This window comes from Halalkalibaculum sp. DA384 (genome assembly GCF_043951955.1).
Classification (GTDB): domain Bacteria; phylum Bacteroidota; class Rhodothermia; order Balneolales; family Balneolaceae; genus JAMQKA01.
Genome location: NZ_JBINJE010000003.1, coordinates 176,980 through 192,987 on the forward strand (window position 1 = coordinate 176,980; position 16,008 = coordinate 192,987).

Below are 16,008 nucleotides of genomic sequence, written 5' to 3' on the forward strand. Positions count from 1 at the left end.
ACACCCTAAAACAACAAATCCCTGCAAGCCAGTGACCTGCAGGGATTAAAGTACGCACGGGAGGATTCGAACCCCCAACCTCCGCATCCGTAGTGCGGTGCTCTATCCAGTTGAGCTACGTGCGCATTTTTTTCAAAGAAAGAAGGATTCGTAACAATTGGCTGAATTTCGATGACTGCCATTCAAATTCCGGCATATCAATCTGTTTTATCTGCCAATCATCTCACTTCCTCCAAAATAGTTTGCAAAGATAAGCACCTTTGGGAAGGCAGGCAAGATGTTTTTTGATATTTAATCCAGGGATTTTCCAGACTCTGGATGGAATAATCTTGCTTAATAGCCATTTGCCTGTGGTAATCACACGTCTTCGGGAACAATATGATGGTACCCGAAATACAGGACCATTCTTCCGCACCAAAGAAGACGGTACGAGACAGGACGCAAAAAATAATCTGTGCCTCCCTGAGAACTATCATGTCAGTTTAACCAACAACCTACCTAATACACCTGAGTTCAACGTAATTATCGCAACCAGAATGCCTGTTTGCCTTAAAATGACAGTAAAACAGTCTCTCCTTGAGGAGAGTGGTCCAATCGCGGGTTTTGCGAAATGGGTCGGGAGGTGCAGGTCTGACATAGAGAAGAACACCCCTCCCACCTTCGGCGGGGCTCCCCCCAAGGGGGAGATTAAAGGCCTACCCCAAGAAATTAAGAAACAATGTTAAAGCTGGAAGCAATATAGAACTCACGTTAATACAGCGGTTCGGGCTTGCAGTTCTGGCGGAGCGTGGCGAGCACCTGTTGGAAGTCGCCCGGCAGCTCCGAGTCAAAGATAACCGGCTCACCCGAGGTGGGGTGTTCAAATCCAAGCGTCTTTGCGTGCAGGCACTGGCGCTTCAGGTTGGCAAACAGGTTGTTAAACATCTGCCGGCGTGTACCGGTGTTGGCGCCGTAGCGGACCGAGTCGCCCCCGTACTGCCGGTCGCCAAACACCCAGTGCTTTTCATGAGCAAAATGGACACGTATCTGGTGCGTGCGCCCCGTCTCCAGGGTCACTTCAACCAGGCTCAGGTGATCAAAATATTCCAGCACGCGGTAATGGGTCACCGCTCGTTTACCCTGTCCTTCAGGTCGTACCGCCATTCGCTTCCTGTGGTGTGGATCTCGTCCAATATTGCCGGTAATGGTACCCGATTCCTTTTCCGGGATTCCCCAGATGATCGCCCAGTAGGTCCGCTCAATATCCTTTTCTTTAAAATAAGAGCTCAGTACCTCGTGCGTTTTGTCGTTTTTTGCCACAACCAGCAGACCGCTGGTATCTTTGTCCAGGCGGTGAACGATGCCCGGGCGTAGCGTATCCTCATCCTGGCCCGAAAGGCTGTCTACATGCCAGAGCAGACCGTTGACCAGCGTTCCCGTCCAGTTCCCCTTGGCGGGGTGGACCACAGTTCCCGCCCGTTTGTTGACCAACAGCAGGTCTTCATCTTCATATACTATATCCAGCGGCATCTGCTCGGGAATGGCCTCCGGCTCTTTCGGTTTCGGAATCTTCACTTTAATACAGTCGCCGGGCTCCACGTTATAGGACGATTTCTCTGCCTTCTCATTGACCGTAACATATCCCTCTTCAATCGCCTTCTGAACCTTCGTCCTGGAGGTATCATCCAGCAACGAGGCGATATACTTGTCAAGCCGGGTTCCGGATGTAAAATCGTCCGGAACCCGGTACTGATGCTCTGTAAATTCTTTTTTTTCCAAAATTGCGGCCTCCAGTTTTAAAATTAGCGCGGTATCTCTAGCCATATCAGCAATACTGAAAATAAGCTAAACCACTGTCATTCATTAATTTAGCTCATATTTTTTTAGCTATCAGGTAACGCACAAAAAAAATAAAAATTTTCTGTAAGGATCGGGCCCGAAAAGTATCAATAAAGTGACTCTTCATTAAGGGAGAGTTACTTGAGATGTTCGTTCTATAGATATCATTATTAAACTATTCCAACAGAGTTCATAAGGCTTCCGGTTTTCCCTTGATCGGAAGCCTTTTTTCATGGAACTGAATCTGCCTGCAATTGTTATCTCCTTATCCCGGCTGAATGCCGATATCGCCGGTAGCTTGATTATCAGCACCGTGAATGAGACTTTTTTCTGCTCGCTTGTTACATTGTACCGTCATCAAAATAAAAAAGTGTCGCTATGATCAAATCACTGTATGTAAAAGATTTCGCGCTGATCGATGAGCTGGAGGTTGAGCTCGGCAACGGCCTGAATATACTGACCGGCCAAACCGGTGCGGGTAAATCGATCATCGTCGGGGCCCTGAATATGATCCTGGGCGAACGTGCCGACACGGAGCTCCTTCGCCAGGGGGCTGACAAAGCTATTACCGAAGGCATCATCCACGTGGGAGAGATGCCCCCCATCCGGGAGCTGCTTGAGGATAACGCCGTTGAATACGCTCAAGACCTGATACTGCGGCGGGAGATCCGGGAATCGGGCAGCCGGGCATTTATCAATGATACACCGGTCACAATTGCCGTACTCCGCGAGGTGGGCAACTACCTGGTGGACCTCCACGGGCAGCACGATCACCAGCTGTTGCTGAAGGAGGAAAATCACCGGGGGGTCATTGACGGCTTTGATGCAATAGCTCCCCTTCTGAACGCGTACCGGGAGACCTACCACGAGATGGGAAAACTAAAACGAGAACTCCGCAAGCTGCAGCAGCGGGAAGACGAACTGCAGGAAAAAATGGAGCTCTACCGGTTCCAGGACCAGGAGCTGGAAGAGGCCAATCTCGACCCCGATGAAGAGGAGGAGCTGGAGGCAGAGTTGAAACTGCTGGACAATGCAGAGGACCTCGATCAAAAAGCGGCGGCTGTCGTCGAGATGGGGAGTGGAGATGAGGTAAACGTAATGGAGCTGCTGAACAGAATAAAGCTTCACCTGGAGGATATGGCCCGCATTGAGGAAGACTTTGAGACCTATCTTGAAGAGATCTCCACCGCCCGTATCAGCATACAGGAGATGATTAACTTTACCGAACGTTATCGCTCGAGCATCGAATTTAATCCCCAGCGCCTTGACGAACTTCGTAACCGGCTCTCCGAGCTGAATCGGCTGCGCAAAAAATATAATCGCGGCATCCCGGAACTCATTGAATACCACCACCAGATCCGTAAAGAGCTGAGCCTGGCTGAAAATTTTGACCTGGAAATCGAAAAAATGGAGAAGAAGATCTCTGCCAAGGCCGAAGAACTTAGCCAGCGCGCCCGGGCCCTGCATGACAAGCGGAGGCAGATCGGACAAAAACTGAGTGCGGATATCGTGGATGAGCTGCGCCAGATGGGGATACCTGAAGGGCAGTTTCGAGTGCGCGTCGACTGGCTTTTTTCGGATCACGGCTGGATACAGGTGGATGGCCAACCGGTCGAATGCACCGAACATGGCTGTGATGAAGTCAGTCTCTACATTTCAACGAACAAGGGTGAAGAACCCAAACCACTGGCAAAAATCGCCTCGGGCGGGGAGATCAGCCGGGTGATGCTGGCGCTAAAATCGATCCTGGCCAAGGAACAGAGCCTGCCGGTTATGATTTTTGATGAGATCGACAACGGCATCAGCGGCGAAATATCGGAAAAAGTGGGACGCAGCATGCGCCGCCTTTCCCAGCAGTGCCAGATTATCGCGATCACCCACCAGCCGCAGATCGCCAGCCAGGCGCACCATCACTACAAAGTGGAAAAAGCGGAGAAGGACGGGCGAACGGTCTCCCGCATAAATCCATTATCCAATAAGGAACACATACAGGAGGTGGCAAGCCTGATGAGCGGCGAGGATATCACCGATGCCGCCCTAAAAAGTGCCCGAGAGCTCATTGAACGGAACACTTTTAAAAACTAAGGCCCATAAAAGATGATACCGCATCGTGGTTTTCCATACATTATAAAGAGGGTTTTGAAAAACCAGAAGTTTTGCAAAGCACTCTATAAAATTACACGATTATGATTCTTCTTCACCGCCCGGAACAACCTGATCCTCTTTCAGACCAGATTGAACAACGATTGAAAGAGATGGTCATCTCCCACAAAATTCATCGCTATCCCGCCAAAGCGAACCAGGAACTCCCCTACCTGCAGGAAAACGATCATTTGGTAACGGGAAAACAGCAGATCAACCAGTTTCTCCGCGAGCTGGAAACAGAACTACGTGAACAACGGATGGTTTCAGGCGACAGCTGCTATATCGATCCCCAAACCGGGGAGATTTGCTGAGCAGCTTCCTTCATTTTTCTTTGATTACAGCTTCCCTGTTCAATTCACTTTATCCCATCTGGAATACTTAATATCGCAGGAGTTCGTTATATTACATCAGATATACCAGATCAGCTTTAATTATATATGCCGGGGAATGAGGGCGTCGAATTTCCGGTACTTTCACTTAGATACCGCATTCATTATCTTTACAAAATGAATGAATTAATTTCTTTCACCTGGCAACCGGGATCAATAAAACGAATTAGCACGGTTTACCTTTCCAAATAGTTGAAATAGCAAGAATGGATTTTTCAGAGTTTATAGAAAACTATCGAAACAGGCTTAAAACTGTTTTCAGAACGGATGACAATATCAACGAAATAAGCCTGGAGCGGGGCATCCCCTCCAAAACATTGCGGCAGGTTATGGACTGCCAGCCTCTGTCGACCTTTATCCCCGAAGAGTACGGGGGGAGAGGATGCAAAACACACGAAGCTCTTTCCATGCTGGAAGCCAGTTCCTACGAGTCGCTCGCACTTTCGCTGATGATGGGAATCAACGGGGCGCTTTTCCTGCAACCCCTGGCCAATTATGGTAATGAAGAGATTAAGCAGGATATCTTTTCACGCTTCCTGGACGATCAGTGCATGGGCGGTCTCATGATTACCGAACCCGACTACGGCTCCGATGCCCTGCGCATGGAAACCAGTTACATAAAAGATGACAAGACTTCCAGCTACCGGGTGACCGGAACCAAACATTGGGCGGGACTGACGGGACAGGCGGATTACTGGCTGATCACCGCCCGCATGAACAAGAAAAACGGCAGCGGGCTGGGGCGCGACATAGGCTTCTTCATTCATGACACCCGAAACGGCGGTATAGAAGTCGAAGAATACTATAACAACCTCGGTCTGTACATGCTTCCCTACGGTCGTAACAAAATTGATATTACCGTTCCACAGAAATACAAGCTGAATCCCCGTTCCACCGGTATCAAAATGATGCTCGACGTATTGCACCGCAGCCGCCTGCAATTCCCCGGAATGGGCATGGGCTTTTTAAAGCGTCTTCTTGACGAAGCCCACAAACATTGCAAATCCCGACTGGTTGGTGGCAAAAACCTGTTTGAATACGACCAGGTAAAACGCCGCATTGCCCGGCTCCAGATGGCGTTTACGGTCTGTTCTGCCATGTGCACACACACGAGCACCAAAGTGCCACTCAGCTGCGACACCTCAACAATGGATGTTCAGGCCAATACGATCAAGACCGTTACCACCGACCTTATGCAGGAAGCCTCGCAATCGCTGCTTCAGCTGATGGGAGCCAAGGGGTACCGGCTAGATCATATCGCAGGGCGTTCACTGATTGACAGCCGTCCCTTCCAGATCTTTGAGGGATCCAACGATATTCTTTACCAGCAGATTGCCGAATCGGTGTTCAAAAAAATGCGCCGGCTGAAGCTTACCAACATGTTTGATTTCCTCCAAAAATATGAGCTGACCTCCAATGTGGCCGACCGTTTTAACGGGTTGTTCAATTTTAATGTGGATTCCAAGATGGTACAGCACAAAATGGTTGATATGGGGCGCATCCTCAGCCGTGTAATCTCCATGGAGTACACCCTGCGGCTGGAAGATTATGGATTCAATCGAGACCTGATCCAAAACAGCCTTCGTACGCTGGAAGACAAAGTTGAGCAGCTGATGGCTTCGTTCCAGAATGAAGAGACTGCCGAGGTTGTAGACCACTATGAAGAAGACAGTTCCTGGGTCCGTTTTGTAGCTCCCGAGCTACAGTACGACTAATTGTACCCGGCGGGAAATACGAAACCTGTAGTTCGTTGTATGTAACGTAGTGCAGGAACTGCAGATCCATTGAGTGTAGCAGATGCCCCAGGTAAATTTCGGCGTGGGTTGTCTTCAACTTTTATCTGGTAATGAATAATGGACTCTCCCCAATTCCTGCATTTCTTGCCGCGTGTTCACGGGATGGCAAACAGTAGCCCATATTACACTCAAAGAATGTTTTGAAGATATCCCCGCCCCATTTATAAAATGGGAAAAGTAGCCCAGAGCATTCATTTATCATTCCACCAACAATGAGAGTAGAGAAAATATCTAAACCCAATTCATCGCTGAATGCATCCGGTTTAAAATTCGGAGGGAACGCGGGATTCTGGCAGGTCACCTGTTGAATTTTCTTCACATTTTAAGATATTTGATTAACGTTAACAATTTCCCGAGCGGAGGTGGGGAAAATAAACGTGTTTGAGATCCTGGGTCAGCTATATAGCGGAGAGTATTGGATTAGTCGGTTCTTGCTGCAGCGGGCGCTCGGCTTTATTTATCTTATCGCATTTATCAACGCGCTGAATCAGTTCCCCCCGCTCTGCGGGAAACACGGCCTGATGCCTATCGATTCCCATCTCAACCGGATCCCTTTCAAAAAAGCTCCCAGTATTTTTCACTGGAAATACTCAGACGCACTGCTCAGAGGGGTAGCCGGAACCGGCATCGTGCTATCGCTGATCGCCCTGACGGGTCTTTCGGAATCGGGGCCACTGGGGTTTTCCATGCTGATCTGGTTTCTGCTCTGGGTGCTATACCTCTCCATTGTAAATGCGGGGCAAACATTCTACGGTTTTGGCTGGGAATCGATGCTGCTGGAAGCCGGGTTCTTTGCCATCTTCCTGGGCCCAATGCATATGGCTGCTCCGGTCCTGGTAATCTGGCTGGTTCGGTGGATGCTGTTCAGGGTGGAATTTGGAGCTGGTCTCATCAAAATGCGCGGCGACCAGTGCTGGCGCGACCTTACCTGCCTCAACTACCATCACGAAACCCAGCCGCTGCCCAATCCCCTGAGTCGTTATTTCCACCTTATGCCGCAGTGGATCCATAAAACCGAAACGCTGTTCAACCATTTTATACAACTTATTGTAGTTTGGGGCCTGTTCTTTCCTCAACCGATCGCCTCCATTTCCGCGGCCCTTATCATTCTCTCACAAGCCTATCTCATCGTCAGTGGCAACTATTCGTGGCTGAACTGGCTAACCCTGTCGCTGGCTTTCAGTGGATTCAATGACGCTGTGATACAACGGTTCGTAACCATTACGCCTCCCCAAATGGCACCTATTCCCGAACTTTACTGGCCTGTGCTGGTCATTCTGGGCCTAACGGTACTATATTTGAGCTACCGTCCCGTCAAAAACATGCTTTCTCCGAGGCAGGTGATGAATTTCAGTTTTAATCCCCTCCACCTTGTAAATACCTATGGTGCATTCGGCTCTGTAACCAAAACCCGATATGAGATAATACTCGAGGGAACCCGCGACAGCTCGATTGGGCCCGACACCGAATGGAAAGCCTATGAGTTCAAGGGCAAACCCGGATCTCCTTCCCGGCGACCTCCCCAAATATCGCCCTACCACCTGCGGCTTGACTGGCAAATGTGGTTTGCAGCCATGTCTTCGCCCCACCGAAATCCCTGGCTCAGGCAGCTTATCCAAAAGTTACTGCAGGGCGACAGGGCTACAGAAAAACTGCTGAGGGATACTCCCTTCAAGGGTGCATCACCCCGACATATCCGGGCCCGGCTGTTCAAATACAGGTATGCTACAAAAGAGGAACGGAGGCGAGGCGGCACCTGGTGGAAACGGAGTTATGTCAGTGATTACATACGCCCTCTTTCCCGTGCGGACCTTGTTGATCCCTGATACCCGTTGTTCTTCATCTGGATACATTATGCTACGTGCAAAATCGAGAATCCCTGCTTCAAACGATTAGCGCTACAGCAGGTATTCCAGTACCGACGGCCAATCCGGAAAACGCTCAGTTCCGAAATGAATATGTTCCCCATCAAACTTATCCACCCCGTGGGCTTTCCTGTCGTCAATAAGTATATCTCCAAACACCAGGTGCTTGTGATGAGTCAAAATAAGTCGCTTGTGAGCTGATTTGGGAAGATACCGGCGCACCCACAAGTTTTTGGCCGCCCATGCCGTCTCGTTATTCCACGGTGCGGTAGAAAGAATATATGTATCATAAGCGTTTGCCAGCGTGCGGTATGCCGATACAGCTCCCTCCACCGGGGGCAGGTCGTCAAAAAATCCCGGGATATCATCGAAATCATCGCCGTACTCTTCTTTCTGATGTTCACTAACCAACGGGATACCGGCCTCAAAGTCGACCAGCGTTCCATCCATGTCGATATACAGTCGCTGTGCACTCATACTGTTGAAGTATTACAAAAGTTTTGGAAACTGATCTCTTTTAATCCACCAATAATAAACGCAATATACTTTCTGGTATTTTAGGTGTTAGCCTTCGGCTTTTTTGCCATTGCTTTGTATCTTCCGCTGCATTTTGTTCAACCGCTAATCAACGTTGCAGATGGTTACATCCAAACCCCGGTCACCACTTCAACAATTTCTGCTCATAGCCGGGATCCTTTTAATCGGGATCAACCTGCGGCCGGCCCTTTCGGGAGTGGGCCCCTTGATCGGGGCGATTCGTGACAGCACGGGACTTTCCAACACGCTGCTGGGTTTATTAACAACGCTGCCGCTGCTGGCATTTGCTGCCCTCTCTACGCTTACCCCCCTGTTTACCAAGCGGTTCGGTATTGAGGAGACGCTGGCTGGTGCGCTCCTTTTGCTGACCTCAGGAATTCTGCTGCGCGTGCTGGAGTCTCCGCTGGCACTGTTCGGAGGAACGTTGCTGCTGGGCATCGCCATTGCATTTGGCAATGTTTTGCTTCCCTCACTGGTAAAACGCGATTTTCCCCACAAAACGGGTTTAATGACCAGTTTTTACTCCAGCGCCATGGCGTTTGGTGCCATGGTAGCGGCGGGCATCAGCGTTCCACTGGCTTTTGAGGTGGGATTGGGCTGGCGCTGGGCACTGGGGGCCTGGGCCCTTCCCGCAGTCATCGCCCTGCTGGTGTGGCTGCCCCAGACCCGCAATACCACGCTCCCCAAACATTCACGCAGTTTTCTTAAGGCAATGAAAGACCTGGGCGGTTCCAGGCTGGCCTGGCAGGTGGCTCTTTTCATGGGACTTCAGTCGTTTGCTTTTTATGTTGTGCTGGCCTGGCTCCCGGAAATTTTAGTGGATCGGGGACTGACAGCCGAATATGCCGGCTGGATGCTCTCCCTGTCGCAGGGAATGGGAATCCTGGGCAGTCTCATTATTCCCACCTGGGCTGAGCAGATGAGCGACCAGCGCGTTGCCGTCTGGATTGTCGTAATTATGGAGCTTATCAGCCTTGTCGGGCTATTACTTCCCGGCACATTTTGGGTACCGCTGTGGGTGTCCCTTATCGGGATCGCCCTCGGAGGAAGCTTTGGACTGGCCCTCCTCTTTATTGTACTTCGCACCGAAAACTCCGAAACCTCGACAGAGCTCTCCGGCATGTCACAATCCATCGGGTACGCGCTGGCCGCTACCGGTCCCACCCTGTTCGGGGCCCTTCACGATTTTACCGGGGCCTGGCTGGTTCCGCTGGGACTCCTTTTTGCCGTTCTCCTGGTTAAACTTTTTGTGGGACTCGGGGCAGCAAAACCCCAAAAGTGTTAACTCCTGCTTTTCTGTTCCGATTTCCACCAATATTGTTTGGGAAATAAGGCAAGCAACAATAACGATGAAAGGACAAATATATCTTGAGTGGGCAGACTAAAATACAGAAATAAAGATAGTCTCAGCTATAAATGGTACGATAGTACCCCAACACGGTTGCAAAGAGCTCCCTTTTTATATCAGCTTTTTATAGATGCGAACCAGCAGCTCCTGGGATATGCCCAGGAAAAACAGTCCATAAATAAGCGTAAATATCAGCTGCAGGCGAACCACACCGACCCTCTCATACTTCCTGGCGGAGGTTGTCACTTGCTCGGGCAATATTTCAAAATTGTCTAATTTCTTTATTTTCCTCACCATCATATTATCCTCCATGACCAGCAGGTCGGCATCAAATCCTCCGGTACGTGTAAACAGTGTCCGGGTGGTGAACAGGCTCTGGTCCCCAAAGCGGAATGCGTTCAGGTCAAACCGGGTACACCAGGCATAAAAATTCAGGAGAGGGTGATCGCGGTCGAATGCAAGCCGGAAACAACCGGCAGTGGCCCCTCTTTGGCAGGCCGCCGCCACCTGCACGTCAAATTGATGGGGCGGGATGGTATCGGCATGTAAAAAGTACAGGATCTCCGAGGAGGCGTGCCGGGCCCCTTTGTTCATTTGGCGGGCGCGCCCTTTTTCGGCCGTCTGCAGCACCCGCGTAGCCCCCGCCTGGTTTGCCCGGGAAATCGTGCGGTCGGCGCTCCCACCGTCTACCACAATGATCTCTTCCAGGTAGCCGCCGGAACGCTTCTTTACAGCCCGGATTGTCCGACCGATCATATCCTCTTCATTCAGGGTCGGGATAATGACGCTAATTTTCATGGCCGGGAGTTAACAAATCGGTATTTGACCTCTTTCCAGTCATCCAGCGTGTCTACATCGTTGAGTTCCGGGAGTTCGGCAAATGAAAGGTCGAGACTATCAATATCGGCGACTGTGGCGGCATAAACTCCACTGGTGCTCCACTCTTTATCTTCAAAAAGTTCCGGGTAGTAATTGCGCATCCCCAGCAGGTAATACCCGCCGTCGCGAGATGGACCGGCAACGACCTCATTTCCCTCCAGCTCCCGGAAGGCCTGGCGGAGATGGTCGGTTTCCAACTGGGCACAGTCACTCCCAATGATGCCAATGCGCTGGTATCCACCGGCAAAGCCGCAATTGAACGCGTGTTTCATCCGCTGGCCGAGAGTTTCTCCAATCTGGGTTCTCTTTTCAGCCCCAACCTCATCCCACATGTCATTAAGGGGAATATAGTCGGAGTACCATACCTGCACATCGGCCTCAAGAGGCTTCACAACGTCGCATGTATACCGGAGCAGCTGATGATATATCTGCAGCGCTTTCTGCGCGCCGACCGACTCAGCAAGCCGCGTTTTGACTTTTCCCTGGTGTGGATTCTTTACGAAAACAAGTATAAGTTCTTCTGTTGGCACCTGCTGTCAATTACGTGTTTTGAGGATTATGATCTCGGTTGATATTCCAGTGTAACATATCCATGCTGAATCGAAATTTCACCCCGCTTGGCCATTTTGTGTAAAATCCACCCGTGATCATCATCGCTCTACGTAAAAGAGGACTTTCAAAAACTCTTATTTTGCCCAATCCCGGCGTTTTCACAAATGTTAAAGCTTTATTTACAGGGGGATAAACCCTGGTTTCGAGTTTGATCCGACCTTGATTCCAGATATAACCCCTGGTCCAGGGCCCTTCTGAAAAATATTTGTCATGTTCGAAACTTTTTGGCAATTATTAAATTTAAAGACCATCTTTGACGAGCGAATCTTACTAAATAATCAAAATCTTATTGCAACCTATGAAGAAATCTCTTTCGGGATTGTTAACCGTTTCAATACTATGTTTATTATTTAGCGCTCATTCTGCCGTTGCTCAAAACCAGGATGGCAAGCTCGGAGTGGGCCTGATGGTCGGCGAACCCACAGGTATCAGCCTTAAATACTGGCAGTCGCAACAAAACGCCATTGACGGGGGATTGGCATGGTCGCTTGGGCAGTACGATGCGGTCCACCTGCATGCCGATTACCTGTGGCACAATTATTCTGTATTTGACGAAGTGGAGGAAGGCCAGCTCCCCCTGTTCTATGGTATCGGCGGGCGATTGATTTTTACAGAAAATGATGCCGTCCTCGGAGTTCGCGTACCGGTCGGTATCAACTATCTGTTCGAAGAATCACCGGTAGGCCTTTTCCTGGAACTGGCCCCCACCATTAACCTGGCGCCAAGTACTGATTTCGACATCGGCGGGGCGCTGGGGGTACGGATTTACCTGTAATACCGATTACTGTTGTTTGAGAAGGGATTACTTCTCGAAGCAGCCCCTTCCCGGGGTCTGCAATGATATAACTTTATACCATAAATGAGAATTTCAAACCCGTGAAATGCTAACATTGGGCATAGCAGCGATTTTATAAAACCTCTGCCAGAATCCTTTGGAAAACATTTGAATCACCGTTCGCAGGGAGTTGTACTTCCGCTTTATGCGCTATAGAAGGTCGGTGTACAACCACCTCCCAACTAAGGATCAGGTTCTGCAAAGGCTTCTGCTAATCATTCCGGATCTGATCCCTGACTTCCAGCTTTACTTTGGTTCCCTCTTTAGCCAGCTGTACGGATTCAAAATATTCCCCGAATTTTCTTTCTATTTTTTCATCCAGTTCTGCCAGGTAGGTGTCGTCGGAATCCGGATCGTGATGGGTTAACAAAAGATTTTTCACCCCGGCACGGCGTGCAAAATCAACGGTAGTCTCCCACGCGGAGTGTCCCCACCCGACCTTGCTCCTGTAGCTTATCTTGTCATATTGGGCATCGTGAATCAAAATATCAGCATCCCGGATAAACTCCCTGAACTTTTCGTAAAAAAAGGCGCAGGATTTCTGATCGATCGGTTGCAACTCGTTGTCCGGGGCAAACACGATGGTTTTTCCCGCAGCCTTCAACTTGTAAATAGCGGTATTAATCGGGTGATTTGCCAGCATGTATTCTATGGAATACCCGTTGCCTTCCTGCTTTCCGGTGTCCTGGGTGACGTACTCGAGGCTGGCATCAAACATATCCAGCGTAACCGGGAAAAAAGTTTTGGAGAGGTGGCCTGAAAGAATCTCACGACACCCGCCGGTGGCCTGGGGAGGCATGTGGATGGCAAAATGATTTTCAGCACTGTAGATCGGTTTAAAGAAAGGAAAGCCCTGAATATGATCCCAATGCGGGTGGGTAATAAATATATTGCCGGTAACCTCTTCCCGGAATGCCGAAAGATAGTTGCCCAGGTTGCGAATTCCGGTACCACTGTCCAGGATCAGCAACTCGTCGGTAAATGGCAGTTCCACCTGCACGCAGGTGGTATTCCCACCGTAAACGATATTCTCTTTATTGGCACATGGAGTCGATCCGCGGACTCCCCACAGTTTAACCGCTAGGCTGGGTTTCAGAACACCGTTCAAGAGGCGACGTACCTGGGGGGCATCGATATTCTCATCCAACACAGTCACTTGCTCAAACGAGGTAAATTCAGCCGGAAAGGCATTCACTCCCTGCCTCGCTGATTGAAACAGGTATACGGGCATCGACTCCGTCTCGGCGTTGTCTCTGAGGGCCTGAATTATGGAGATCGCCTCTGTGGCAAATGCCCTGCTGTCCCAAAAGACAAGATCCGGATGGCTGGTACGTATACGGTTTACCAGTTCCTCATTATCGGAATTTCTATCCTTGATCAGCCGCAACCCGCTCTCCTCGATTGCCCGGGTTAACACAGTTAAATCGGAGGGGGACTCCGAAACAAGAAATACCTTTTTATTTATTCTTTTTTCACTCACAAAAAGGGACCTTTGTCAACCGTTTCCTGCCTGAACCATTCATTTTTCTGCGTTATCAATAGCCGTTGTTCCGCCTGCAACCGTTCCTGTAGATTATTCCCGCTATTTGTTATTCCCAGCCTGCGGTCTCGTCATTCGTTACTCGTCCCTTCGTAACTCATCAATCTTCTGATCCAGCTCGTCCAGCTTATCCTGTTTCTGCTGCAGTTTTTCTTCCACTTTGTCAATTTTTGACTGTATCTCATTCAGAAGTGGATTGTCATCATCACTGGATTTGAAGTAGGTTTTTGATTCCTGGTATTGCAGCACTTCCTCTTTCAGCTCATTCATCTCGTGCTTCACCTTTTTGTACTTTTTGCGGATATCCATAATTTTGGACCGCTGGTCGGGCTCCAGGTCAGCTTTCGCCAGCTCCTGGTCAAACTTATTGCCCGATTTGGCCGCACGAAACCGCTCATAAATAACATCACAAGCCTCGCGATACCGTTTCCATACCTCGTTTTTCTTCTTTATTGGCACATAGCCGATATTTTTAAACTCTTCCTGCAGCGGCTTAGCCTTTTCAACCGCCTCAATGGGATCATCATGCGTGCCGAGCTCGCGCAACTTTTCAAGAATCCGTTCCTTCTCCTTTAGATTCTCTTTCTGTTGCTCTTTCCTGTCCTTGAAATGCTCGCGCCGGCGCTCATAAAATACATCCTGTGCCTCCTTAAATTTTTTCCAGAGCTTGCGGGATTTATTCCGCGGGACCGGACCCACTTTTTTCCACTGGTCGAGCAGGCTCTGCATTTTGCTGTGGCCTTTGTCCCACTCGGTGGTGTCATTGATCTCGCGGGCCTTCTCAATCAGCTCAACCTTTTTCTCATAGTTGGCCTCCTCCTGCTTGCGCAGCTCATCCGAGTGCTCGGATTTATATTCGTTGAAGGCATCCGTCGCCGCCTTGAACCTCGCCCACAGTTTGTCTTCATCGCGCTGTGGAAGGTTGCCGGTCTTTTTCCAGCGCCGGTGCAGCTTGTTGAGCTCCTTGGCTGCCCTCGGCAGGTTGTCCTCGTCCATCAGGGCCTCCGCCTTGCGGCACAGATCCTCTTTTTTCTGGTAATACTTGTCAAATTTTTGGCGATGTTTCTCGTCGTGCTGGTATTTCTTGTCATAATACTTGTCCTGTGCAGACTTGTATCGATCCCACACCTCGTCCGATTTTTCAGCCGGAACCCGGCCAATTCGCTTGTACTGCCTGGTCAGATCGTCAAACTCCTTGTCGACCGCCTTCCAATCGCTTGTACTGTCATCGATCGAGGCCGCCAGTTCTTCCATCTTGTCCAGCACAATCAGTTTGCCGGTAAGATTGTCTTCCTCCTGCTGGCGTTTACTTACCAGGCGATCCACCTTGTGTTCGTCAAACTCTTTTAGCCTGGCTTCAAACTCCTCGTCGAGCTCATCCCCGGTGCCGGAAGGTAAAATACCAACACTTTTCCACTGGCCCCTGATGCTGCTGACCTTGTCGGTTGCCGTCCAGTTTTTGTTTTCCACAATCTCGGTCAGCTGTTCAAGCAGGTTTTGCTTTTTTTCCAGGTTCTTTTTCTTCTGCTTGTTCAGCTGTTCGTAGTGTTCCTCTTTCCGCTGCTCAAACGTTTCTTTCGCCTCCTGGAACCGCTTCAGCAGGTTTTTCAGGATATCCTCTTCACCTTCGATCTCGGGGCCTTCATCCCATTTGCCGCCCAGGTTGTCCAGTTCCATCGTGATGTAGGGCCAGTCAGACTGCTTGGCCAGCGATTCCGCCTTTTCGACCAGCTCCTTATAGTACCCAAGGCCGGTCTGCTCCTCCGGTTCCTCCGATTCCTGTTTTTCAGCTTCATCGGTTTCCGGCTTTTTCTCGCCATCCTCAGGGCTGACAGCTGATTCAGCTTCCTGCTTATTCACCGGCTCTTCCGCTTTGGACTTTTCTTCTTTCAACTGTTCTTTCTCCTTTTTTAACCGATTGTACAGTTCCTCAAAATCGCCAATTGCCTGTGCTTCCCTGAGCTCATTAATCAGTGCTTCCACTTTATCAGCACTTTTCTCATCCTTCCCGAGAAACGCTTTAATTTTGTCCTCGAGCTGCTGGAACATTTCCCGGTATTCATCCACCGTTTCAGAAAGCTCTTCCTCGTCTGTCACTTCTGCGATTTTCCGTTCGCCAAACAGGCTTGTTTCCTTTAGTATCAGCTCTCCCTTGTCGGTCAAATAGGAGAATTTATTTTCAAATTCCACATCCACTGTTGTCTTGGTTTCTTCACTCATAACTTCAATCCGGGACCCTTTTCC

General features: G+C 49.7%; 13 protein-coding genes and 1 tRNA gene. 6 read left to right on the forward strand and 8 right to left on the reverse strand.

From position 1 onward, the window contains the following. Positions 1-51 precede the first annotated feature (51 nt). A tRNA-Arg gene (locus tag ACG2E4_RS03135) sits at positions 52-125 on the reverse strand. A 625-nt stretch (positions 126-750) separates the two neighbouring features. Further along, positions 751-1,803 carry an RluA family pseudouridine synthase gene (locus tag ACG2E4_RS03140; protein ID WP_395257300.1) on the reverse strand — a complete coding sequence of 351 codons (1,053 nt, stop codon included), beginning with the start codon at positions 1,801-1,803 and terminating at the stop codon, positions 751-753. Positions 1,804-2,196: 393 nt separating this feature from the next. On the opposite strand from ACG2E4_RS03140, the gene recN reads away from it, so the two are divergent. From recN to ACG2E4_RS03155, 3 genes are all read left to right on the forward strand, one after another. After that, positions 2,197-3,903, forward strand: a complete 1,707-nt coding sequence (gene recN / locus ACG2E4_RS03145) for a DNA repair protein RecN (RefSeq protein WP_395257302.1) — start codon at positions 2,197-2,199, stop codon at positions 3,901-3,903. 101 nt (positions 3,904-4,004) lie between these two features. Then, entirely contained in the window at positions 4,005-4,274 is a 270-nt protein-coding gene (locus ACG2E4_RS03150) for a hypothetical protein (protein ID WP_395257304.1), read from the forward strand. A 284-nt stretch (positions 4,275-4,558) separates the two neighbouring features. Beyond that, positions 4,559-6,067 carry an acyl-CoA dehydrogenase family protein gene (locus ACG2E4_RS03155; RefSeq protein WP_395257306.1) on the forward strand — a complete coding sequence of 503 codons (1,509 nt, stop codon included), beginning with the start codon at positions 4,559-4,561 and terminating at the stop codon, positions 6,065-6,067. 121 nt (positions 6,068-6,188) lie between these two features. Here the strand turns inward: ACG2E4_RS03155 and ACG2E4_RS03160 are convergent, their stop codons facing one another. Beyond that, positions 6,189-6,467: a hypothetical protein gene (locus ACG2E4_RS03160; RefSeq protein ID WP_395275687.1), complete on the reverse strand. Its 279-nt coding sequence runs from the start codon at positions 6,465-6,467 to the stop codon at positions 6,189-6,191. 43 nt (positions 6,468-6,510) lie between these two features. On the opposite strand from ACG2E4_RS03160, the gene ACG2E4_RS03165 reads away from it, so the two are divergent. Continuing rightward, positions 6,511-7,974 (forward strand): lipase maturation factor family protein, encoded by a 1,464-nt coding sequence (locus tag ACG2E4_RS03165; RefSeq protein WP_395257308.1) that lies wholly within the window; start codon positions 6,511-6,513, stop codon positions 7,972-7,974. A 72-nt stretch (positions 7,975-8,046) separates the two neighbouring features. Here ACG2E4_RS03165 and ACG2E4_RS03170 read toward each other — a convergent pair whose 3' ends face one another. Then, positions 8,047-8,490 (reverse strand): hypothetical protein, encoded by a 444-nt coding sequence (locus tag ACG2E4_RS03170; RefSeq protein WP_395257310.1) that lies wholly within the window; start codon positions 8,488-8,490, stop codon positions 8,047-8,049. Between the two features lie 160 nt (positions 8,491-8,650). On the opposite strand from ACG2E4_RS03170, the gene ACG2E4_RS03175 reads away from it, so the two are divergent. Then, positions 8,651-9,835 (forward strand): CynX/NimT family MFS transporter, encoded by a 1,185-nt coding sequence (locus tag ACG2E4_RS03175; RefSeq protein WP_395257312.1) that lies wholly within the window; start codon positions 8,651-8,653, stop codon positions 9,833-9,835. 174 nt (positions 9,836-10,009) lie between these two features. Here ACG2E4_RS03175 and ACG2E4_RS03180 read toward each other — a convergent pair whose 3' ends face one another. Together ACG2E4_RS03180 and ACG2E4_RS03185 are read right to left on the reverse strand one after the other, a co-directional pair. After that, a complete protein-coding gene (locus ACG2E4_RS03180; protein WP_395257314.1) occupies positions 10,010-10,696 on the reverse strand; it encodes a TIGR04283 family arsenosugar biosynthesis glycosyltransferase in 687 nt (228 codons plus the stop codon). Beyond that, positions 10,693-11,307: a TIGR04282 family arsenosugar biosynthesis glycosyltransferase gene (locus ACG2E4_RS03185; RefSeq protein ID WP_395257316.1), complete on the reverse strand. Its 615-nt coding sequence runs from the start codon at positions 11,305-11,307 to the stop codon at positions 10,693-10,695. Before ACG2E4_RS03185 ends, ACG2E4_RS03180 begins: the two co-directional genes overlap by 4 nt. 380 nt (positions 11,308-11,687) lie before the next feature. Here ACG2E4_RS03185 and ACG2E4_RS03190 point away from each other — a divergent pair, with 380 nt between their 5' ends. Continuing rightward, on the forward strand, positions 11,688-12,164 hold the full coding sequence (locus ACG2E4_RS03190) for a hypothetical protein (protein ID WP_395257318.1): 477 nt from the start codon (positions 11,688-11,690) through the stop codon (positions 12,162-12,164). Positions 12,165-12,435: 271 nt separating this feature from the next. Here the strand turns inward: ACG2E4_RS03190 and ACG2E4_RS03195 are convergent, their stop codons facing one another. Together ACG2E4_RS03195 and ACG2E4_RS03200 are read right to left on the reverse strand one after the other, a co-directional pair. Next, on the reverse strand, positions 12,436-13,704 hold the full coding sequence (locus tag ACG2E4_RS03195; RefSeq protein WP_395257320.1) for an MBL fold metallo-hydrolase: 1,269 nt from the start codon (positions 13,702-13,704) through the stop codon (positions 12,436-12,438). A 138-nt stretch (positions 13,705-13,842) separates the two neighbouring features. Further along, positions 13,843-15,984: a DUF349 domain-containing protein gene (locus ACG2E4_RS03200; RefSeq protein ID WP_395257322.1), complete on the reverse strand. Its 2,142-nt coding sequence runs from the start codon at positions 15,982-15,984 to the stop codon at positions 13,843-13,845. Between the last annotated feature and the right edge of the window lie 24 nt (positions 15,985-16,008).